Below are 22,183 nucleotides of genomic sequence, written 5' to 3'. Positions count from 1 at the left end.
CAGAGCCAGCCTCAATGGTTTGGCACCTTTGCGCGCTGCAATGGTTCAATGGCATGAAAGCGCCCCCGCGCAAGAAACGCTGGCCGCACAACCCATTTCGAGCTGGGGCAGGCCAGAGGCCAGGCAACGCTTGGCACTCTCCAGGTCGCGCCGGTGAATGTACAAAGTGCCCTTGGCCGTGCGGCGGGGCACGTCGAACGCCAGGCTGTATCCGCGCAGCTGCCGCCCTAGCACGGCCTGCAGCCTTGCACGCAGGCTTTGCCCATCGGCATACGGCGTTGTGAAGGGAACCAGCACCAACGCGGTGGGCTCGCCATCGCTCTCGCCCAGAGGCAACAGGGATACCCGGTGCAAGCCCATACTTGGACAACTCTTCATGAGCATGTTTTCGCCACACGGAGCCCCCGGCAGGGGCGCTTGTGGCCGGTGTTGAACATGCTGTCAGTCTAGGAAATCCGGCGTAAATCGTTCGTAAAAAATGCGGGGGCCAACATCAAATCGCTGTCAATCCAGCGGGGCTGGCCATGCATGTGCGCGGGCGCACAGGGCTGGCGCCAGCCCTACATCGCAAGGCGGTATCCCACCCCAGACTCGGTGAGCAGATGGCGGGGCTGGGCGGGGTCGGCCTCCAGCTTTTGGCGCAGGTGTCCCATGTAGATGCGCAGGTAGTGGCTCTGGTCCGACCGCATGGGCCCCCACACCTCGCGCAGCAGCTGCTTTTGGGTGATGACCCGCCCCGCATTGGCTACCAGCACCATCAGCATGCGGTACTCGGTGGGGGTCAGGTGCACCTCCGAACCCGCCTTGCGCACCAAGCGCGCACTGCGGTCCACCTCGACATCGCCGAAATGGAACAGGGGCTCCGCCGCCTCCTGCACCAGCCCGTTGCCGGTGGCGGCGCGGGGCCTGCGCAGGTTGGCCCGCACCCGCGCCAGCAACTCGCCGGTGCCAAAGGGTTTGGTGAGGTAGTCGTCTGCACCGGCATCGAGTGCGGCGATCTTGTCGGTCTCATCGGTGCGTGCAGACAGCACGATGATGGGCACGGCGGACCAGCCACGCACATCGCGGATCAGCTCCACCCCATCGCCATCGGGCAGCCCCAGGTCCAGCACCAGCAGGTCGGGGTGGCGGGTGCCTGCGGCAGACAGGCCCTCGCGCAGGGTTCCTGCCTCGTGCACCTGCCAGCCTTCGGCCTCCAGCGCGCTGCGCACAAAGCGCCGGATCTGCGGCTCGTCCTCGATCACCAAAACGGTACGTATCTGCATTGTTTTCTTCAGGGGGCAGAAACGCCCCGCTCCATCTCACTCAAACCGGGGTCGGGCGGAGGCTCGCGCCGCGCCAGGGTCACCGTGAATTCTGCCCCGCCCCCTTCTACGCTGGCGGCGGAGATCGCACCGCCATGCGCTTGCACGACGGCCTTGCAGATCGCCAGCCCCAGGCCCACGCCCGGGGTTGCGGATTCCGCCTGGCCCCGGGTGAATTTTTCAAACAGGGTGTGCTCTTTGCCACGCACCGAGGCGGGCAGGCCCGGGCCATGGTCCCGCACCTTCAGCACCAGCATGTTGTCTGTGGTGGATGCTTTCACCACCACCGGTCCAGCGCCGTATTTGGCCGCATTCTCCAGAAGGTTGACCAGCACGCGCTCGATGAGCACGGGGTCGAACTCCACCAGCGGCAGGTCGGCAGGCACCTCGGTGCGCACAGGCATGTCGCCCAGCGCGGGCCGGGCTGCCCGGATGGCAGAGCCAACCACCTCCTCCACGGACTGCCAGTCCCGCCGCAGATGGACGCTCTGCCCCGACACATCGCTCTCCAGGCGCGCCATGTCCAGCAGGTTGCTGACCAGCGCATTGAGCTGGTGCGCCTGGTGCACGATGGCCTTGGCCACGGTGTTGGTCTCTTGCGGCGGCGCGACCTGCAACGATTCGGCGAGCGTGATCAGGGCCGTGAGGGGGGTGCGCACATCGTGCGATACCGCGCCCAGCAGGGCATTGCGCAGGCGTTCAGACTCCATGTCCACCACGGCCTGCTGCGCAATGTCCACGTAGTGCACACGCTCCAGGGCGATGGCGATCTGCCGGGCGAGGGTGTCGAGCTGCTGCGCCTGTTCCGGGATCAGCAGCCAGCGGGGCTGTGCAGGCTCCAGCGCCAGCACACCACGCACGCGCATGGGGGCCTTCAGGGGCTCATAGCGCCAGGCCTGCGCGGCCAGGGTGTTGGTGGCCAGGCCCGCGCTCTGCCCCTGGCGCAGCGTCCAGTCCGCCACGCTTTTGTCAAAGCCCGGCGGCACATCGTCGGGGTATTCAAGACGGTCCGACGCGTCCAGCGCCACCACCACGGCGCGGCCCCCAAAGTGCCCCTGCACGGCCGCCGCGCCGATCTCGATGACCTGGCTGGTCTCCAGCGCCGCTGACAGCTCGCGCGTCAGCTCAAACAGGGACTGGGCCCGCCGCTCCCGGCTGATCGACACCCCGGCGGCAAACCGCAACCCGGCCGTGAGCTGCCCCACCAGCAGCCCCACGCCCAGCATCACCGCAAAAGTGACGACGTACTGCACATCGCTCACCGCGAACGACAGGCGCGGCGAGACGAAGAAGAAGTCGAACGCCAGCACATTCAGCAAGGCCGCCATCGCTGCGGGCACGCGTCCAAAGCGCATGGCCACCGCGACAACCCCCACCAGGTAGAGCATCACGATGTTGGTGAGCTCCAGCAAACCATGCAACGGTGTCGCCAGCACCGTGACGGCAACGCTGGCGCCCAGTGCCCACAAAAACCCCTGCCAGCGATAGCGCCCTGCGCCGGGCTCGCCCACATCCCCGTCATCGTCCAGGCTCATGTTGCGGTCCCACAGCGCCCGAGGCAGGCGCCGCGAGCTACCCGCATGCGCTGCCTCGACGATGTCGAGCGAAGGCGCCCGTTCGGCCAACTCGCGCGCAACACCCTTGGAAGCGAGAAGTTTGCGCCAGCCCGCCCGCGCGGCGGGGCGCCCCAGCACCAGGGTGGCGCAGTTCAGATGCAGCGCCTGGGCCGCCAGGGCCGGCGCCACGCGGTCGCCCGTGAGCACGGCCGTTTCGGCACCCAGCTCCTGCGCCAGCTGCAGCACGGCCAGAATCCTGTCGCGCTGGGCTGCGCCCAGGCGCTGCAGCCTTGGCGTCTCCACATAGGCGGCATGCCACTTCACATTGAGCTGCCCCGCCAGGCGGGCAGCTGTGCGCACCGTCTGTGCCGCGTCTTCATGGGGCCCGACACAGGCCAGGATGCTGCCCGAGGTGTTCCAGGCACTGGCCACGCGACTGCCGGAAGCACCCGACTGCTCCACCCGCCAGCCCAGCACATCGTCTTCCACGTGCTCCGCCGTGCGCCGCAGCGCAATCTCCCGCAGGGCGATCAGGTTGCCCTTGCGGAAAAAGCTCTGCGCCGCACGCTCGGCCTGCTGGCGCACGTAGACCTTGCCAGCGCCCAGGCGGGCGATCAGCTCGTCGGGCGTGGCATCGACCAGCACCACTTCGTCGGCGTTGTCCAGAACGGTGTCGGGCACCGTTTCGTGCACGCGCACGCCGGTGATGGCCCCCACCGTGCCGTTCAGGCTCTCCAGATGCTGCACATTGAGTGCGGTCCACACGTCGATACCAGCGGCCAGCAGCTCCTGCACATCCTGCCAACGCTTGGCGTGGCGGGAACCCTGCACGTTGGAGTGCGCGAGTTCATCCACCAGCAAGATGGCAGGCTTGCGGGCCAGGGCCGCATCCAGATCGAACTCGGAGAGCGTCCGGCCCCGGTACTCCACCTGCTTCAGGGGCAGCGACTCCAATCCCTCCAGCAGCGCAGCCGTTTCGGCCCGGCCATGGGTTTCCACCACGCCGATGAGGATGTCGCGCCCGGCGCGCCGCTCGCGCTGCGCGGCGCTGAGCATGGCCCAGGTCTTGCCGACCCCGGCATTGGCGCCAAAGTAGATGCGCAGCTTGCCCCGCTGGGTCTGCTCTTCCTGGGCGCGCAGTTGCGCAATCAAAGCATCGGGGTCGGGGCGCTGGATGTCAGTCATGCATCAACAAGTATCGGTGCCAAAAGTCAGAGCATCTAAGCGCACGTCAGCGCAAGCCGTCGAGCGCCAGGTTCAGCGCCAGCACGTTCACCCGGGGTTCACCCAGCAGCCCCCACAGCGGCTGCTCCGCGTGCTTGCCAATCACGGCATTCACGCTGGCCACCGGCAGGCTGCGGGCCCGCGCCACGCGCCCTGCCTGGTACTGCGCCGCAGCCAGGCTGATGTGAGGGTCCAGGCCACTGGCCGAGGCCGTGACCAGGTCCACCGGCACGGGGGCCGTGTTGCCGGGGTCGGCCGCGCGCAGGGCTTCCACGCGCGCTTTCACGGCATCGGCCAGCGCCGGATTGAGCGGCCCCTGGTTGGAACCGCTGGACGCCGCCGCGTTGTACGGCATGGGCGCCGTGGCCGATGGGCGACCCCAGAAATGTCCGGGGTCAGAAAAGTTCTGTCCAATCAGCGAGGAACCGACGGTCTGGCCATTGCGCTGCACCAGACTGCCCGCTGCCTGCTGGGGGAACACCGCCTGGGCGGCGCCCGTCACCACCAGCGGATACAGCAGCCCGGTCAGCACGCTCAACAAGGCAAACAGCACCAGCGCGGGGCGAAGAATGTTTTTCATCAGAATCTCCTCAGATCAGCCCGACGGCCACAAGTATCCAGTCAATCAGCTTGATGCCCACAAACGGCACCAGCAGCCCGCCCAGCCCATAAATGGCCAGGTTGCGACGCAGCAGCGCCGCCGCACCCACCGGGCGGTAGCGCACACCGCTCAAGGCCAGGGGAATCAGGAACACGATCACCAGCGCATTGAAGATCACGGCCGACAGGATGGCGGACGAAGGGCTTGCCAGCTGCATGACATTGAGCGCGGACAGCTGCGGGTAGGTGGACACGAAGATGGCAGGCACGATGGCGAAGTATTTCGCCACATCGTTCGCGATGGAGAAGGTAGTGAGCGAGCCGCGTGTCATCAAGAGCGCCTTGCCGGTCTCCACCACTTCAAGCAACTTGGTGGGGTTGGAGTCCAGGTCCACCATGTTGCCCGCATCCTTGGCGGCCTGTGTGCCGCTGCCCATAGCCACGGCCACGTCGGCCTGAGCGAGTGCAGGGGCATCGTTAGTCCCGTCGCCGGTCATGGCCACCAGCCGGCCTTCGGCCTGGTACTTGCGGATCAGCTCCAGCTTGTCTTCGGGCGTGGCTTCGGCCAGGAAATCGTCCACCCCCGCCTCGGCCGCGATGGCCGCTGCCGTGAGCTTGTTGTCGCCGGTGATCATCACGGTCTTGATGCCCATGCGGCGCAGCTCGATGAAGCGCTCCTTGATGCCCGCCTTGACGATGTCCTTGAGCTCGACGATGCCCAGCACATGGCTGCCCTCGGCCACCGCCAGGGGCGTGCTGCCGCGCAGGGCCACCTGGTCGGCCGCGCTCATGACATCCTGGGGCATCTTGCCGCCCAGAGCTTCCACATGCTTGGCCAGTGCCAGCACGGCGCCCTTGCGCAGCATGGTGCCCGCAGATTCCGGCTGCCCCTCGCCTGCGGGCAGGTCCACGCCGCTCATGCGGGTCTGGGCTGTGAAGGGCACCAGCTTGACGCCCAGCGGGTTCTGGCCGTCCACGCCAGCGCGGCGGGCCAGCTCCACAATGCTGCGGCCTTCCGGCGTTTCATCTGCCAGCGACGCCAGCAAGGCAGCGCGCGCAAGGCGCTCTTTGGACACACCCGGTGCAGGCAAAAATGCGCTGGCCTGGCGGTTGCCGTGGGTGATGGTGCCGGTCTTGTCCAGCAGCAGCACGTCCACGTCACCTGCGGCCTCCACGGCCCGGCCCGAGGTGGCGATCACATTGGCCTGCATCATGCGGCTCATGCCAGCCACCCCCACGGCGGACAGCAGACCGCCAATGGTGGTGGGGATCAGGCACACCAGCAGGGCCACCAGCGCGGTCAGCGAGACCACGGTGCCCGCGCCCGACGCCTGCACGCTGAAAATCGAAAACGGCAGCAAGGTCACGGTAACGACCAGGAACACGATGGTCAGCGCCACCAGCAAAATGGTCAGCGCGATCTCGTTGGGGGTTTTCTGGCGCTTGGCGGCTTCCACCATGCCGATCATCCGGTCGAGGAACGACTCGCCCGGGTTCACTGCCACGCGCACCACCAGCCAGTCGGACAGCACCCGGGTGCCGCCGGTCACGGCAGAAAAATCGCCACCGGATTCACGCACCACAGGGGCCGATTCGCCGGTGATGGCGCTCTCGTCCACCGAGGCCACGCCCTCGATCACCTCGCCGTCCAGCGGGATCACATCGCCAGCCTCCACCAGCACCACATCGCCCCGGCGCAGGTTGGTGGCCAGCTCGGGCAAAAACGCAGCACCGTGCACAGGCTCCTTGAGCTTCTTGGCCCAGGTTTCCTTGCGCAGCCCGCGCAGCGAGGCGGCTTGCGCCTTGCTGCGCCCTTCCGCCAGCGCTTCGGCAAAATTGGCAAACAGCACGGTGAACCACAGCCAGACCGTGATGGCCAGCACAAACGCTGGGCGCATGCTCGCATCCTCAGGCGCATTGAGTGCATGCAGCCACAGCAGCGTGGTGAAGATGCTGCCGATATACACGATGAACATCACCGGGTTGCGCCACTGCACAAACGGACTGAGCTTGGCCAGCGCGCCCCAGAGCGCGGTCTTGATCAACGCTGCATCCAGCAGCGAAACGGAAGAAGTTTTTTTCTTGGTCATTGCCATACCTCACTGAACCCGGAGCATCAGGTGCTCCACCATCGGACCCAGGGCCAGGGAGGGCACGTAATTGAGAAGACCCACCAGCAGCACGGTGCCGATCAGCAGCGTGACAAACAAGGGACCGTGTGTGGGCATGGTGCCCGCCGTGACAGGCAAGCGCTTCTTGGCTGCCAGCGAACCCGCGATGGCCAGCACCGGCACGATCACGCCGAAACGGCCCAGCCACATCGCCAACCCCAGCAGCACGTTATAGAACGGCGTGTTGGCCGACAGGCCCGCAAAGGCGCTGCCGTTGTTGTTGGCGGCAGACGTCAGCGCATACAGAATTTCAGAGAACCCATGCGCACCCGGGTTGGCGATGCCCGCCCTGCCCGCGTCCGTGGCCACAGCAATCGCCGTGCCCACCAGCACCAGAATGGGCGTGACCAGGATGGCCGCCGAGGTGAGCTTCATCTCACGCACCTCGATCTTTTTGCCCAGGTACTCCGGCGTGCGGCCAATCATGAGGCCCGCCATGAAGACGGCGAGGATGGCAAACACCAACATGCCATAGAGGCCCGTGCCCACACCACCAAACACCACTTCGCCCAGCTGCATCAGCACCAGCGGCACCATGCCGCCCAGGGGCGTGAAGGAGTCGTGCATGGCGTTCACGGCACCACACGAGGCGGCAGTGGTCACGGCAGCGAACAGTGCCGACGCATTGATGCCGAACCGTACCTCCTTGCCTTCCATGTTGCCCCCCGCTTGCAGGGCACTGGCGGTTTGCTCCACGCCCAGCCCCACCCATTGCGGATTGCCGGCTTGTTCTGCAGCCACCACAGCGATCACGGCCACCACAAACATCACCGTCATGGCCGCCAGGATCGCAAAGCCCTGGCGTTGGTCGCCTACGATCCGGCCAAACGCAAAACACAGTGCGGCGGGAATCAGAAAAATCGCCAGCATCTGCACAAAGTTGGTCAGGGCCGTCGGGTTCTCATAGGGATGGGCGGAGTTGGCATTAAAAAAGCCACCGCCGTTGGTGCCCAGCATCTTGATGGCTTCCTGCGATGCCACCGGGCCCATGGCCAGAGTCTGGGTGTTGCTTGTCTTGGCTTCCATCACCGGTGCGCCATCGCTCCCCACCACAGGCCGGCCCGACGGGTCGAGCTTGGGCACTTCATAGGCCGTTGTCTCCAGCGTCGCCACATCCTTGTAGGCGTCAAAGTTCTGGATCACGCCCTGCCCGACCAGCACGATGGAAATCACAAACGCGATGGGCACCAGCACCCATGCCGTGATGCGCGTGACATCGGCCCAGAAGTTGCCCACAAAGCCTTGGCCATCGGTGCTGCGCGCTGCAAAACCGCGCGTCAGCGCAAATGCCACGGCGATGCCGGTGGCCGCCGAGAAGAAGTTCTGCACCGACAGGCCCAGCATCTGCGTGAGGTAGCTCATGGTGGACTCGCCCCCATAGCCCTGCCAGTTGGTGTTGGAGACAAAGCTGATGGCGGTGTTGAACGAAGAATCGCCCGACACTGCGGCCATGCCCTGCGGATTGAGCGGCAGCAGGTGCTGCAAACGCTGCAGGCCATACACCGCAAAAGCGCCGATGGCATTGAAAGCCAGCAGCGCCAGCGCATAGCTGCGCCAGTGCATCATCTGTTCCGGCGCGACCCCGGCCAGCTTATACAAAGGTTTTTCGATGGCATGCATCCACCTTGGCAGGCGGCCATCACAGACTGCAGCCAGCCATTTGCCAAGCGGCCACGCCAGCACGCCCAGCACGATCAGGAAGAGCCCCAGCAGGCTCCAGGCAGAGGTATCCATCTCAGAACTCCTCCGCGCAGATCAGCGCAAATATCAGGTAGGCCAGCAGCACCAAGGCCACGATGGCGCCAAAGCCATAGAGCATTTCCATGCCGATCATGAACGCTCCCCCTTGGCCGGGCCGAACTTGCCCAGCAAAACCACGGCCTCAGCCATGACCACCCACAACGCCGCCAGCGCGGCAATCCATAACACGTCCATCGACAACTCCTGCATCAAAACGTATGTTTGATTCTCAGAAGGTGGCCGTAAAAAGTGTGCACAGGTTGTGGAGGGCGCCGTAAAAATGGCGTAAAAATGCCTGCCCGGTCAGCAGATCGCAGACGGGTCTACAGCCAACCCGCCTTGCGAAAGCGGTAGTACAGATAGCCACAGGTGCTTGCGATGAGCGCGAGCGCAGCCGCGTAGCCATAGCGCCATTTCAGCTCGGGCATGCTGTCAAAGTTCATGCCCCAGATGCCCGCAAACGCCGTGCATACGGCAAACAGGCTGGCCCATGCGGCTAGGCGCTTGACGACCTCCCCATCCTCGATGGTCACCATGGAAAGGTTGACGTGGATGGCGGTGCCGATCGTGTCGCGAATGGAATCAATCGAGGTGTTGATCCGGCTCAGGTGGTCCACCACGTCACGAAAGTACTCCTGCGAGCCCATGCAGATCTGCGGAACACGCCCACCATGCAGCTTGGCCGCCCCTTCCAGCAACGGGGCCACTGCATGCTTGAGCACGGTGAGGCGCTGTTTGAGTTCGTACAACCGCCGGATGCTGGCTCGCGCAGCGCCCTGCGTAAAGATCTGCTGTTCGATGGTTTCCAGCTCCACCTCCAGCGCATCGATGACCGGGAAATAGCGGTCCACCACCGCATCCATGAGTGCATACAACACAAAGCCCGGCCCATTGCGCAACAGCTCGGGTTCCTGCTCGCAGCGCGCACGCACATCCACAAATCCACGTTGACTGCGGTTGCGCACCGACACCACATAGTTCTTGCCAACAAAAACATTGAGCTCACCAAGCCGTGACACCGGATCGGCAGCACCGCTGGATTCAAGCAAATGCAGCACCACGAAGAGGGAGGACGCGTACTCCTCGACCTTGGGCCGCTGGTGGCCATGCCGGGCGTCTTCTACCGCCAGTGGGTGCAGGCCGAACTCGGCCTGCAGCTCATCCAGTTCCTGCGGGGTGGCATCCTGCAAAGCCACCCACACGAAACACCCTGGCAGTGAAACGTGCTCGCTGATCTCGCTGACGGGGATGTCGGCCAGCTTGGTGCCGTCCTCGTACACAACACAATTGATCAACACCGCAGCACCCCTTGCAACACAGAATGGAAGATGCAAGCAATCTTGCCATTGCCACAACGCCCCAGATCCACGGGCTTGCGCAACATTTACGGCGTGGGCTGCAATTTTTGCGAACTTTATACGCAGGCTTTTCTACGCTTGCGCTCTTGTCTTTTTCTCAACAATTGTTGCCATGAATCCCGCCTTTTCCAAAGTACTCGCCGTCGCCCTGCTGGCAGCCCTTCCCATGCTGGCCAGTGCCCAGCTCACCGGCAACGTCAGCCTGACCACCAACTACAAGTTCCGTGGCCAGGACCAGGACGCCACCAAGGCCAAGGCCGTCAAGCCCGCCCTGCAAGGCGGTTTTGACTACGCCTTCGGCGACACCGGCTGGTACGTGGGCAACTGGAACTCCAGCGTGGACTGGCTGGCCAACAACTCGCTGGAATCCGACCTGTACGGCGGCTACAAGTTCAAGGCTGGCGGCGCCGACCTGGACGTGGGCGCCCTGACCTACATCTACCCCGGCAACAGCAACGGCAACACCACCGAGCTGTACGGCGCGGCCACCATGGGCCCCTTCACCGCCAAGTACTCGCACACCATCTCCAAGGACTACTTCGGCTTTGCCGGTGCCAAGTCCGGCTCGGGCCTGAAGGGCCGCAACACGGGCTACCTGAACTTCGGCTTTGCGCAGGAAGTGGCGCCCAGCGTCACCGTGAAGGCCTCGGTGGGCTTCACGCGTTTTGCCAGCGACATCAAGGACCTGGGCGTGCCCAACTACATGGACTACAGCGTGGGCGGTGCCTACGACTTCGGCGGTGGCCTGTCCCTCGGCGCGGCCGTGGTCGGCGCCAACAAGAAGGCCTTCTTCGGCCATGTCAACAAGTCGCGCGTGATCGTCACGCTGACCAAAACCCTGTAACCCCGTCCTCCACGGACAAGCAACGGGCCTTCACAGCGCGCACCGCAGCGCCCGTTCCCCCGCCACCCGCAGCCGCTCTTTGAGCGACGCGGGTGCCAGCAGCTCGAACTCGACGTCGAGCGCCATCAGCCAGTACACCAGCGAGTCATTGGCCGCGCATTCCAGCTGGCAACGCTGGCCCTGGTCCAGGCTGGACACCACACCAGCAGACTGCGGGATGCGGCGCGACATGACAGCGTAGGGCACGTGCAGCACCACCCTCGCCTGTTCGGCATGGTGCGGCGCAGAGATGGAGCGCGACACGTAGCCCTTCAAATCCCCCCCGTCGGGCGACGTCCGGGGCGCGAAATGCGCGCCCACCTGCGGCTCGCCCACCATGCGGTCGATGCGAAAGGTGCGCCAGTCGCCACGGTCGCAGTCCCACGCCACCAGGTACCAGCGCATGCCGGTGTGCACCACGCCCTGTGGCTCCACCGAGCGCTGGGTAGCGCGCCCCTTGCCGTCTTCGTACGAGAAGTCAAGCCGCAACTGGTCTCGACATGCAGATGCCAGCGTGGCCAACAGCGAGGCCTCCACCACCGGCCCGGTGCGGTCCAGCGGCAGGATGGTGGAGCGCAACGCGTCCACCTGCTCACGCAGCCGCAGAGGCATGGCCTGCTCCAGTTTCACCAAGGCGCGCAAGGCGGGCTCTTCAATGCCGCCCACGGCACCCGCAGTGGCGGTGCGCAGCGCAATCGATACGGCCAGGGCTTCTTCATCGTCGAGCAGCAACGGGGGCAACGCCTGCCCCGCGCGAAAGGCATAGCCGCCCGCCACGCCACTGCTGGCCTGCACCGGGTAGCCCAGCTGGCGCAGGCGATCGATGTCGCGCCGCAGCGTGCGCGGATGCACTTCCAGCCGCTCGGCCAGCTCGGGGCCCATCCAGTGGCTGCGGGTTTGCAGCAGGGACAGCAGGCGCAACAGGCGTGTGGAAGAACTGAGCATGCCGCCACTGTACGTTGAATCGAGGACTGAAATTGTCCGCAATGGTTCTTACAGTGACTCCACTTTTTCTTCCACCACGACCAAGGAGTTTTCCATGTCCATCGTCCTTTACTGGCACCCCATGTCCAGCGCCACCCCGATTGCCTGCGCACTCACCGAGCTGGGCGTGCCCCACGAGCGCGTGAAGATCGACATCCGCACCGGCGAGCAGCGCCGCCCCGAATATCTCGCCCTGAACCCCAACGGCAAGGTCCCCACGCTGGCGGTGGACGGTGCGCCCATGTTCGAGGCCCTGGCCATCCACCTGTGGCTGGGCCACCGCTACGGCATCGAGCGTGGCCTGTGGCCTGCCGCCGGCACGCCCGAGGCGCTGCAGGCGCTGTCGTGGTGCACCTGGGCGTACGTGACCTATGGCACGGTGCTGGTGCGCCTGCAGTTGGCCACGCAGGGCGAAGAGGCGCTGCGCAGCCCTGCCCATGCACAGGCAGCCACAGCGGGGCTGAACGACCTGCTCACCCTGCTGGATGCCCGCCTGGCCGCCCAGCCCTGGATGCTGGGCGCGGACTATTCGCTAGTGGATCTGGTGGTGGGCTCGGTGCTGGGCTACAGCGTGTACCTGGGTGCACCCGTCAATGCACACCCGCATGTGCAGGCCTGGCTGGCGCGGGTGCAGGCGCGCCCTGCGATGCAAATCGAGGCCTGACGCCCTCAGTCGATCAAGAGTGCCGCTACAGCAGCACGATGTCGTACTGCTCCTGCCCCATCGCGCTTTCGGCCTGCAGCGAGATGGGCTTTTTGATGAAGTCAGAGAGGCCGGCCAGGTGCTGGCTTTCTTCGTCCAGGAACAGCTCCACCACCCGCGCGGACGCCACCACGCGGAACTCGCGCGGGTTGAATTGGCGGGCTTCGCGCAGGATCTCGCGCAGGATGTCGTAGCACACGCTGCGCGCGGTTTTGACGCTGCCCTTGCCCTGGCACACCTCGCAGGGCTCGCACAGCATGTGTGCCAGTGATTCGCGGGTGCGCTTGCGCGTCATCTCCACCAGACCCAGTTGCGAGAAGGTGCCAGATGACATGGTCTTGACCCTGTCGCGGGCCAGCTGCTTTTTGAACTCCGACAGCACGGCCTGCTGGTGGTCGTCCCGCACCATGTCGATGAAGTCCACGATGATGATGCCGCCCAGGTTGCGCAGACGCAGCTGACGCGCAATGGCTTGCGCGGCCTCCAGGTTGGTCTTGAAGATGGTGTCGTCAAAATTACGCGCACCCACGTAGCCGCCGGTGTTCACGTCAATGGTGGTGAGCGCCTCGGTCTGGTCCACGATGAGGTAGCCGCCCGATTTCAAATCGACGCGGCGGCCCAGCGCCTTGGCCACTTCCTCATCGATGGAGTACAGGTCAAAAATCGGCCGCTCACCCTTGTAGTGCTGCAGCTTGCCAGCGGCTGCGGGCATGAACTCCTGCCCGAACGCGCGCAGGCGCTGGAACTGCTCCATCGAATCCAGGCGGATGGTCTGCGTGTGGTCGCCCACCAGATCGCGCAGCACGCGCTGCAGCAGGTCCAGGTCCTGGTGCAAGAGCGACATCGCGGGCAGCTTGAGCGATGCCTCCTTGATGCGCGCCCAGGTCTTGCGCAGGTAGGCGATGTCTTCGGCCAGCTCGGCATCGGTGGAATCTTCGCCGTTGGTGCGCAGGATGAAGCCGCCGCCACCGCCCGTGGATTTGTCGCCCACAAGCGCCTGCAGCCGCGCGCGCAGCGCATCGCGCTCGGCGGGCGGGATCTTCTGCGACACGCCCACATGGTCGTCCTGCGGCAAAAACACCAGCAGGCGACCGGCAATGCTGATCTGCGTGGACAACCGCGCGCCCTTGGTGCCAATCGGGTCCTTGATGACCTGCACCATGAGCGCCTGGCCCTCGAACACCTGCTTCTCGATGGGCACCTGGGGTTCGGTCTTGCGGGCGAACGCGGGCGGCTCGCCATCGGGCTGGCGCTGCCACACATCGGCCACATGCAAAAAGGCCGCACGCTCCAGCCCGATGTCGATGAAGGCCGACTGCATGCCCGGCAGCACGCGCGAGACCTTGCCCAGGTAGACGTTGCCCACCAGGCCCCGCTCCAGCGTGCGCTCGATGTGCAGCTCCTGCACGGCGCCGTGCTCCACCACGGCCACCCGGGTTTCCTGGGGGGACCAATTGATCAGGATGTCTTGTTGCATGGCGTTGTTGTTGTCTTTGGTTGGCGTCGCTCAGATCGCAAAGCCCGCTGCGCGCAGCAGCTGCGCGGTCTCGTACATCGGCAGCCCCATGATGCCCGAATAGCTGCCCGCCAGGTGCTCCACATACGCCGCCGCCCGGCCCTGGATGCCGTAGGCGCCTGCCTTGCCCAGCGGCTCGCCCGTAGCCACATACGCCTCGATTTGCACAGGTGCCATGGGCGCGAAAGTGACGCGCGATACCGACAGGGCCGTCAGCCGTTTGGTGCCTACCTGCAGAGCCACGGCGGTGAGCACGCGGTGCTCGTGCCCTGCCAGTTCAGCCAGCATGCGTGCCGCATGCGCGGCATCGTCGGGCTTGCCATAGATGGTACGGCCCAGGGCCACGGTGGTGTCGGAACACAGGATGGGCGCATCCGGTAACTGGCGCCGTGCACGCCGGGCCACGGCCGCGTCGAGCTTGAGGGCCGTCACGCGCTCCACGTACGCTGTGGGCGCTTCGCCGGGCAGCACCACCTCGATGGCTTCAGCGTCTTCGGGCTCGTCGCCATCCACGTTGGGCAGCAGCAGTTCGTGGCGCACGCCCAACTGTTCAAGCAACTGGCGGCGGCGCGGGCTCTGGGAGGCGAGGTAGATGAAGTCGGGCATGAACGGATTTTGAATAAAAATCGGCTAGGGATGTCCTGCATCACCCTCGCAAGTCGGTGGTAGTGCGGATCGGGATAGGCCGCAAGGCGTCTTTTTGCAGCCAATAGCCGGGCTATTGGCAAGAAAAGCAACGCAGCGGACTGCCCGAGGCCGCGCTATCACAGACCGCGGGGAGTGATGCAGGACATCCCATACGCTTATTCATCACGCGCCAGCAGCTATGAAAACAGGAGTAGCACAGACCATCATCACAAAGGGTCTGCTTCATTCACGATGGTAAGGATGCCCGGCGTTCACCGACCAGGCGCGGTACAGCTGCTCGATGAGCAGCACCCGCACCATGGCGTGCGGCAAAGTCAGGTCCGAGAGGCGGATACGCTCGTGCGCACCCTGGCGAAAGGCCGGGTCCAGCCCGTCGGGGCCACCGATGACCAATGCCACGTCGTCACCGCCCAGTTGCCAGCCCTTGAGCCGTTCGGCCAGGGCCTTGGTGGTGAGGTTGGTACCGCGCTCGTCCAGTGCCACCACGCGCGTGCCACGCGGAATGGCGGCTTCGATGCGCTCGCGCTCGGCGGCATAGAGCGTCTCCAGCGTCTTGGAGCCGCGCGGCTCGGTCTTGACGGCCTTGAGCTCGACCTTGAGTTCAGGTGGAAAACGTTTGGCGTAATCGTCGTACGCGGTCTGCGCCCAGTCGGGCACCCGCTGACCGACCGCCACTATCAGCAGCTTCATGGTTCAACCTGGATGCGTGAGGGAGTCACCGCTGCCGCGCGCAAGCGATGGAGCGCGCGGCAGCTGAAACGGATCAGCCCTTGCTGCGAGCAGGTGCCTTCTTGGCCGCGGGCTTGGAGCCCGATGCGGAGGCTGGCTTGGCAGCTGCGCGCGCAGGGGACTTGGCAGCTGGCGACTTCTTGGCCGCAGGCTTCTTGGCGCCACCGGGCTTGACCACCACCGTCTTGACAGGAGCCTTGGTGGCTGCGGGCTTCTTGGTGGCAACTGCGCCAGTGGTCTTGCTGGCTGGCTTGGCGGTGCTTGTCTTGGCAGCCGATTTGGCAGGTGCAGCCTTGGCGGCAGTTTTTGCAGCGGGCTTGGGGGCTGTTTTGGCAGCAGTCTTCGCAGCGTTCTTGGCGACCGCCTTGACGGTGGCCTTGCCCGAACGGGCGGCTACGATGGGGGCCGCCGCCTTCTTGGCGGGCGCCTTGCCTGCCGCCTTGGCGTCAGACTTGGCCGCCTTCTGAGCCGACTTCTTCTCGGCCAACTCCGTGGCCGCGCTGGACACCGGCTTGGCTGCGCCAAGCTTCAGACGCACGGGGGTGTCGCCCCACAGCTCTTCCAGGCGGTAGTACTGGCGGATGGCCGGTTGCATGATGTGCGCCACAGCCGCGCCACAGTCCACGATGATCCATTCGCCGTTGTCTTCGCCTTCGATGCGGGGCTTGGAGAACCCAGCTTCCTTGACCGCGTCGCGTACGCTGGCGGCCAGGGCCTTGGTCTGGCGGTTGGAGGTGCCCGATGCCACGATCACCCGTTCAAACAGCGGCGAGAGATGCTCGGTGTTGAAGACCTGGATGTCTTGCGCCTTGACGTCTTCCAGGCCATCAACGATGGCGCGCTGGAGTTTGGTGACGTCTTTTTTGGCAGCGGTTTCCGATTTGGTGGAGGTGGTCATCAGGCGGTGATTAGAGAGGAAATGGAATCAATATAGCGTGCAACGCAGCGCGCAACCAGTAGGGCTGCGCCTTGGGTGTTGCGCAGCTGTTGCGCGGTGGCACTGCGTGAGTTTGAGGTGCTTTTGGCCTCTTGCGCTGGTGTGAAAAGCGCGGGCAGCTATTGAAATTATAGCTTTTGCGCTTTTCAAGGCTTTTACACCGCTGCAGCGGACTCGCCAGCCAGCCAGTCGCGCCGCACCAGAAAACGCTGCGTGAGGTCGGCTTCGGCCGAATCGGCTGGGTCAGAGCGCTGGTAAGACCACGACACAAGCGGCGGCATGGACAGCAAAATGGACTCAGTTCGCCCGCCCGACTGCAGGCCAAAGTGTGTACCCCGATCCCACACCAGGTTGAACTCGACATAGCGGCCCCGGCGATAAAGCTGGAAGTCGCGTTCGCGCTCGCCAAAGGGCGTGTTCTGGCGCTTTTCCACGATGGGCAGGTAGGCGCCCAGAAAGGCGTCGCCCACCGACTGCGTCATCGCCAGGCTTTGTTCAAAGCCCAGCTCCGAGAAATCGTCATAGAACACGCCGCCCACGCCGCGCTGCTCGCTGCGATGCTTGAGATAAAAGTACTCGTCGCACCATTGCTTGAAGCGGCGGTACTTGTCGTCGCCAAAGGCGCTGAGCGCATCGCGGCAGGTGCGGTGAAAGTGCACCGCATCCTCTTCAAACCCGTAGTAAGGCGTGAGGTCCATGCCGCCGCCAAACCAGCAGGTGGGCGCCTGACCGGGGTGGCCGGCGGCGATCATGCGCACGTTCATGTGCACCGTGGGCACATACGGGTTGCGCGGGTGGAACACCAGCGACACGCCCATGGCCTCGAACGGCGCACCCGCCAGCTCGGGCCGGTGCTGCGTGGCCGAAGGTGGCAGCTGCGGGCCGCGCACATGACTGAAGCCGCAACCCGCGCGCTCGAACACGCGGCCGCCCTCCATGATCTTGGTGATGCCGTCACCCTGCAGCGGCTCGCCGGGTGGCTTGCTCCAGGCATCGGCCAGAAAGCGTGCGCCGCCCTCGCCTTCAGCGGCTTCCACGGCTTCCAGCGCATCGGTGATGCGGGCCTGAAGGCCCACCAGGTAGCCGCGCACGCGGGCCACCGTGTCGGCAGGGTTCAAGGTCTGAGCGTCTGCCATCAGCTCTTCAGGGCACGGAAGCCAATATCGCGGCGGTACTGCGCGCCATCAAACTGGATGCCGCGTGCCACGTCATACGCACGTTGCTGCGCCTGCTTGACGCTGTCGGCCAGCACCGTCACACACAACACCCGGCCACCGGTCACGCTGACCACACCATCCTTCAGCTGCGTGCCCGCATGGAACACCACGGCATCGTCCGCCTCGGCTGGCAGGCCGGTGATGGGGTCACCCTTGCGCGGGTTCTCCGGGTAGCCATGGGCGGCCATGACCACACCCAGTGCGGTGCGGCGGTCCCATTGCAGTTCCATCTGGTCGAGTTTGCCGTCAGCGGCAGCAGCCATCACGTCGCTGAAGTCGCTTTTCAGGCGCATGAGGATGGGTTGCGTCTCGGGGTCGCCCATGCGGCAGTTGAATTCGAGCGTCTTGGGCTGGCCCTTGGCGTCGATCATCAGGCCGGCATACAGGAAGCCGGTGTAGGGAATGCCGTCCTTTTCCATGCCACGGATCGTGGGCAGGATGATCTCGCGCATGGCGCGGGCATGCACATCGGCCGTGACCACGGGCGCGGGCGAGTAGGCACCCATGCCGCCGGTGTTGGGGCCTTCGTCGCCGTCTTTGAGGCGCTTGTGGTCCTGGCTGGTCGCCAGGGCCAACACGTTCTTGCCGTCGCACAGCACGATGAAACTGGCTTCCTCGCCTTCGAGGAATTCCTCGATCACCACGCGCGCGCCGCCTTCGTTGTGCGTCACACCGTACTTGTTGTCCACCAGCATGAAGTCCACGGCGTCGTGGGCTTCCTGCAGCGTCATGGCCACGACCACGCCCTTGCCCGCTGCCAGGCCGTCGGCCTTGATGACGATGGGTGCACCCAGCCGGTCCACAAACGCGTGGGCGGCGACCGGGTCGGTGAAGGTGTCGTAGTCGGCCGTGGGGATGCCATGGCGGCGCATGAAGGCCTTAGAGAAGGCCTTGGAGCTTTCGAGCTGTGCTGCCGCCTTGGTGGGGCCGAAGATGCGCAGGCCGTTGGCGCGGAACTCATCGACCACACCAGCGGCCAGGGGCGCCTCGGGGCCCACCACCGTCAGCGCGATCTTCTCGGCCTGGGCCCAGGTGCGCAGTTCGCGCACGTCGGAGATCGCCACGTTTTCGAGCTTGGGGTTCAGGGCCGTGCCACCGTTGCCGGGTGCCACAAACACCTTGGTCACCTTGGGGGACTGGCTCAGTTTCCACGCCATCGCGTGTTCACGGCCGCCGCCACCAATCACAAGTACTTTCATAGGAACCTTTTGTGAATCCGGCCCACAGCGCTGCGCTGCTGGGCGGGATTCGGGGGAATATCAGTCGGAAAACAGGTCAGGGCAAGAAAAAAGCGGTGATCAACGGATGCAAAGTCACAGCGCCGCGTTGTGGTAGACCTCTTGCGTGTCGTCCAGGTCTTCCAGCACATCCAGCAGCTTCTGCATCTTGGCGGCATCTTCGCCGGTCAGTTCGATGGTGTTTTCGGGCCGCATGGTCACGCCCGCCACCTCGGCCGTCAGGCCTGCGGCCTCCAGCGCGTTCTTTACCGCTTCAAAGTCGGCTGGGGCGGTCAGCACCTCCACCGCGCCGTCTTCGTCGGTCACCACGTCGTCAGCGCCTGCCTCCAGCGCCACTTCCATCACCTTGTCTTCGCTGGTGCCGGGGGCAAAAATCAGCTGGCCGCAGTGCTTGAACTGGAACACCACCGAGCCTTCGGTGCCCATGTTGCCACCGTGTTTGCTGAACGCATGGCGCACTTCGGCCACGGTGCGCACGCGGTTGTCGGTCATGGTGTCGATCATGATGGCTGCGCCGCCAATGCCATAGCCTTCGTAGCGGATTTCTTCGTAGGTCAGGCCTTCGGCGTTGCCCGTGGCCTTGTCGATGTTGTACTTGATGCGGTCGGCGGGCATGTTGGCCGCCTTGGCCTTGTCCACCGCCAGGCGCAGGCGGGGGTTGGCTGACAGGTCGCCGCCACCGGCACGGGCGGCCACAGTGATTTCACGAATGATGCGGGTCCAGATCTTGCCGCGTTTTTCATCCTGGCGCCCTTTGCGGTGCTGGATATTCGCCCATTTACTGTGTCCTGCCACGAGAAGTCCTTTTGTATTGATTTAATCTAGTCGGTGGATTTTACTTTTTGCCGAACCCGTACCCCCGAGGAAACCCGAAATGGCCGAACCCCTGCTGATTGCCAAGCACGACACGATTGAATGCCACCTGCTTCCCGGCCTGGCCAACCGCCACGGGCTCATCACCGGCGCCACCGGCACGGGCAAGACCGTCACCCTGCAGACCCTGGCTGAGAACTTCTCGCGCATCGGCGTGCCAGTATTCATGGCCGATGTGAAGGGCGATCTCACGGGCGCCAGCCAGCCCGGCAAGATTGGCGACAAGCTGGCCGGCGTACTCAAGGAGCGGGGCCTGGACCTGCCCACGCCCCTGGCCTGTCCCACCACGCTGTGGGATGTGTTTGGCGAACAGGGCCACCCGGTGCGCGCCACTGTGTCGGACATGGGCCCGCTGCTGCTGGGCCGCATGCTCAACCTGAACGAAACACAGCTGGGCGTACTCAACCTGGTCTTCAAGATTGCCGACGACAACGGCATGCTGCTGCTGGACCTGAAGGACCTGCGCGCCATGCTGCAATATGTGGGCGACAACGCCAAGGACTTCACCACCGAGTACGGCAACGTGAGTGCCGCCAGCGTGGGCGCCATCCAGCGCGGCCTGCTGCAGATCGAGCAGCAGGGCGGCACGCAGTTCTTTGGCGAGCCCATGCTCAACATCCAGGATTTCATGCAGACGGTGGACGGCCACGGCGTGGTCAATATCCTGGCGGCCGACAAGCTCATGAACTCGCCGCGCCTGTATGCCACCTTCCTCTTGTGGATGCTGTCCGAGCTGTTCGAGCAGCTGCCTGAGATCGGCGACCCAGAGCAGCCCAAGCTGGTGTTCTTCTTCGACGAGGCCCACCTGCTGTTCAACGAGGCGCCCAAGGTGCTCATCGAGCGCATCGAGCTGGTGGTGCGACTGGTGCGCTCCAAGGGCGTGGGCGTGTATTTCGTCACGCAGAACCCTCTGGACATCCCCGACAGCGTGCTGGCCCAGCTGGGCAACCGCGTGCAGCACGCGCTGCGCGCCTTCACCCCGCGTGACCAAAAGGCCGTGAAGGCCACGGCCACCACCATGCGGCAAAAGCCGGGCCTGGACATCGAAACCGCCATCACCGAGCTGGCCGTGGGCGAGGCGCTGGTGAGCTTTCTGGACGCCAAGGGCCGCCCCAGCGTGACCGAGCGCGTGTTTGTATTGCCTCCCGGCAGCCAGTTGGGCCCCATCACCCCGCAGCAGCGCCAGGCCCTGATGGCCAGTTCTCTGGTCGCGGGTGTGTATGAAAAGGTGGTGGACCGCGAGTCGGCCTACGAAAAACTCAAGGGCCGCGCCGCCGAAGCCGGCGGGCAGGCGGGTAACGCAGCGGGCGGAGGCAACGGCAAGGTGGCCACCGGTGCGCCCGCCGAAGAAGGCGGCGGCCTGCTGGGCGGGCTGAACGACGTGCTGTTTGGCAGCACCGGGCCGCGCGGCGGCAAACGTGACGGCCTGGCGCAGACCATGGCCAAGTCCGCCGTGCGCACCATGGGCACCACGATCGGCAAGGAGATTTTGCGGGGCGTGCTCGGCGGCATCTTTGGCGGCGGCAGCAAGCGCCGCTGACGCCGTTGGGGCGGCGCCCGGCGTCATAGACCGGCGGCGCCCCTCCCGCCATTGGCTCGCCTCCCTGTGAAAGCGCATAACACGGCGCCTGTGACCTTTTGACGACACCCTGCGATTCGTCACAAATCAGTCACATGACCGCCGTGAAATCGCCATACACAACAACAAAAAGAAGGAGGGACGATGACACGCATTGAAAACGTTCTGCTGCGCTGGGGCGGCAAGGTCATGCTGCTGGCCATTGGGGTGTGGGTGGCAGCCATCCTCGGGATCTTTGCAGGCGCCTGGCGCCTGCGCTGGCCCTGGGTTCTGTACTTCATTGCCACCGTGATATTCACGGCGCTGGTGATCCAGTGGACCAACGCAGTGCGCCAGCGCTACATCCGCGAGGCTCCCCTGCCCCGCTTTCTGCAGCGCAAGCTGCGCGAAACCTACCCCCACCTGAGCACCCGCGACTGTGAGCTGGTGGAACGCGGCCTTCGCCAGTTCTTCATGGCCTGCCTGCGCAGCAACCAGCAGTTTGTGGCCATGCCTTCCAAGGCGGTTGATGCGCTGTGGCACGAATTCATCCTGCACACGCAGGCGTACAAACTGTGGTGCCAGAACGCACTGGGTTTCTTTTTGCACCACACACCCGCCGAGGCGCTGGGCCACAAGGCGCGCCACAACGACGGACTGCGCCGCTGCTGGTACTGGGTGTGCAAGGAAGAATCCATCGACCCCAAGGCGCCCAGCCGCCTGCCCCTGCTGTTTGCACTGGACGCCAAGTTCGCGATTGCCGGAGGCTTCAGCTACGTGCCTGACTGCTCCGACATTGCCCGCAAGAGCGACGCGGGCGGCAGCGGCGGCGACAGCTACTGCGGCACCAGTTTTTCGGACGGCAGCTACAGCGGCAGCTCGGGCGACTTTGGCGGTGCCGAGAGTTCGGATGCAGGCAGTGACGGCGGCGGGGATGGCGGGGG

The 22,183-nt window shown here is 64.9% G+C and carries 20 protein-coding genes; 4 read left to right on the top strand and 16 right to left on the bottom strand.

Annotated features, from left to right (window positions below):
- Window positions 1-45 precede the first annotated feature (45 nt).
- From AC07X4_RS14320 to AC07X4_RS14285, 8 genes are all read right to left on the bottom strand, one after another.
- Window positions 46-378: a hypothetical protein gene (locus AC07X4_RS14320; protein ID WP_494740446.1), complete on the bottom strand. Its 333-nt coding sequence runs from the start codon at window positions 376-378 to the stop codon at window positions 46-48.
- A 182-nt stretch (window positions 379-560) separates the two neighbouring features.
- A complete protein-coding gene (kdpE, locus tag AC07X4_RS14315; protein ID WP_494740445.1) occupies window positions 561-1,265 on the bottom strand; it encodes a two-component system response regulator KdpE in 705 nt (234 codons plus the stop codon).
- 8 nt (window positions 1,266-1,273) lie between these two features.
- A complete protein-coding gene (locus tag AC07X4_RS14310; RefSeq protein ID WP_494740444.1) occupies window positions 1,274-4,045 on the bottom strand; it encodes a DUF4118 domain-containing protein in 2,772 nt (923 codons plus the stop codon).
- Window positions 4,046-4,091: 46 nt separating this feature from the next.
- On the bottom strand, window positions 4,092-4,664 hold the full coding sequence (gene kdpC / locus AC07X4_RS14305; protein WP_436139027.1) for a potassium-transporting ATPase subunit KdpC: 573 nt from the start codon (window positions 4,662-4,664) through the stop codon (window positions 4,092-4,094).
- Window positions 4,665-4,674: 10 nt separating this feature from the next.
- Window positions 4,675-6,774, bottom strand: a complete 2,100-nt coding sequence (gene kdpB, locus AC07X4_RS14300) for a potassium-transporting ATPase subunit KdpB (protein ID WP_494740443.1) — start codon at window positions 6,772-6,774, stop codon at window positions 4,675-4,677.
- Between the two features lie 9 nt (window positions 6,775-6,783).
- Entirely contained in the window at window positions 6,784-8,589 is a 1,806-nt protein-coding gene (kdpA, locus tag AC07X4_RS14295; RefSeq protein ID WP_494740442.1) for a potassium-transporting ATPase subunit KdpA, read from the bottom strand.
- 1 nt (window position 8,590) lies between these two features.
- Window positions 8,591-8,689 (bottom strand): potassium-transporting ATPase subunit F, encoded by a 99-nt coding sequence (locus tag AC07X4_RS14290; protein WP_055395997.1) that lies wholly within the window; start codon window positions 8,687-8,689, stop codon window positions 8,591-8,593.
- A 229-nt stretch (window positions 8,690-8,918) separates the two neighbouring features.
- Window positions 8,919-9,893: a magnesium and cobalt transport protein CorA gene (locus tag AC07X4_RS14285; RefSeq protein ID WP_494740441.1), complete on the bottom strand. Its 975-nt coding sequence runs from the start codon at window positions 9,891-9,893 to the stop codon at window positions 8,919-8,921.
- 172 nt (window positions 9,894-10,065) lie between these two features.
- On the opposite strand from AC07X4_RS14285, the gene AC07X4_RS14280 reads away from it, so the two are divergent.
- A complete protein-coding gene (locus AC07X4_RS14280) occupies window positions 10,066-10,797 on the top strand; it encodes a TorF family putative porin (protein ID WP_494740440.1) in 732 nt (243 codons plus the stop codon).
- A 30-nt stretch (window positions 10,798-10,827) separates the two neighbouring features.
- Here the strand turns inward: AC07X4_RS14280 and AC07X4_RS14275 are convergent, their stop codons facing one another.
- Window positions 10,828-11,781: a helix-turn-helix transcriptional regulator gene (locus tag AC07X4_RS14275; protein ID WP_494740439.1), complete on the bottom strand. Its 954-nt coding sequence runs from the start codon at window positions 11,779-11,781 to the stop codon at window positions 10,828-10,830.
- 94 nt (window positions 11,782-11,875) lie between these two features.
- On the opposite strand from AC07X4_RS14275, the gene AC07X4_RS14270 reads away from it, so the two are divergent.
- A complete protein-coding gene (locus AC07X4_RS14270) occupies window positions 11,876-12,484 on the top strand; it encodes a glutathione S-transferase family protein (protein ID WP_494740438.1) in 609 nt (202 codons plus the stop codon).
- A 25-nt stretch (window positions 12,485-12,509) separates the two neighbouring features.
- Here AC07X4_RS14270 and rng read toward each other — a convergent pair whose 3' ends face one another.
- From rng to AC07X4_RS14235, 7 genes are all read right to left on the bottom strand, one after another.
- A complete protein-coding gene (rng, locus tag AC07X4_RS14265; protein WP_494740437.1) occupies window positions 12,510-14,000 on the bottom strand; it encodes a ribonuclease G in 1,491 nt (496 codons plus the stop codon).
- A gap of 30 nt (window positions 14,001-14,030) precedes the next feature.
- Complete coding sequence (locus AC07X4_RS14260; RefSeq protein ID WP_440597732.1) at window positions 14,031-14,645, bottom strand: Maf family protein; 615 nt, start codon at window positions 14,643-14,645, stop codon at window positions 14,031-14,033.
- A gap of 264 nt (window positions 14,646-14,909) precedes the next feature.
- Window positions 14,910-15,377, bottom strand: coding sequence for a 23S rRNA (pseudouridine(1915)-N(3))-methyltransferase RlmH (rlmH, locus tag AC07X4_RS14255; RefSeq protein WP_010458753.1), 468 nt, complete (start codon window positions 15,375-15,377; stop codon window positions 14,910-14,912).
- Window positions 15,378-15,450: 73 nt separating this feature from the next.
- Window positions 15,451-16,314: a ribosome silencing factor gene (gene rsfS, locus AC07X4_RS14250; RefSeq protein ID WP_494740436.1), complete on the bottom strand. Its 864-nt coding sequence runs from the start codon at window positions 16,312-16,314 to the stop codon at window positions 15,451-15,453.
- A gap of 194 nt (window positions 16,315-16,508) precedes the next feature.
- Complete coding sequence (gene hemF / locus AC07X4_RS14245; protein ID WP_494740435.1) at window positions 16,509-17,489, bottom strand: oxygen-dependent coproporphyrinogen oxidase; 981 nt, start codon at window positions 17,487-17,489, stop codon at window positions 16,509-16,511.
- Window positions 17,489-18,769, bottom strand: coding sequence for a phosphoribosylamine--glycine ligase (gene purD / locus AC07X4_RS14240; RefSeq protein ID WP_056746045.1), 1,281 nt, complete (start codon window positions 18,767-18,769; stop codon window positions 17,489-17,491). Before purD ends, hemF begins: the two co-directional genes overlap by 1 nt.
- A 114-nt stretch (window positions 18,770-18,883) precedes the next feature.
- Window positions 18,884-19,603, bottom strand: a complete 720-nt coding sequence (locus AC07X4_RS14235) for a YebC/PmpR family DNA-binding transcriptional regulator (protein WP_494740434.1) — start codon at window positions 19,601-19,603, stop codon at window positions 18,884-18,886.
- A gap of 79 nt (window positions 19,604-19,682) precedes the next feature.
- Here AC07X4_RS14235 and AC07X4_RS14230 point away from each other — a divergent pair, with 79 nt between their 5' ends.
- Both AC07X4_RS14230 and AC07X4_RS14225 read left to right on the top strand, forming a co-directional pair.
- Complete coding sequence (locus tag AC07X4_RS14230; protein WP_494740433.1) at window positions 19,683-21,221, top strand: helicase HerA-like domain-containing protein; 1,539 nt, start codon at window positions 19,683-19,685, stop codon at window positions 21,219-21,221.
- 183 nt (window positions 21,222-21,404) lie between these two features.
- Window positions 21,405-22,183: glycine-rich domain-containing protein (locus tag AC07X4_RS14225; protein WP_494740432.1), on the top strand; the 779-nt coding region annotated here is incomplete at its 3' end.

The organism is Acidovorax sp. GW460-11-11-14-LB4 (assembly GCF_059423685.1).
The sequence above is the reverse complement of the archived record's forward strand: the minus strand, read 5'-3'. Positions and strand labels throughout refer to the sequence as shown.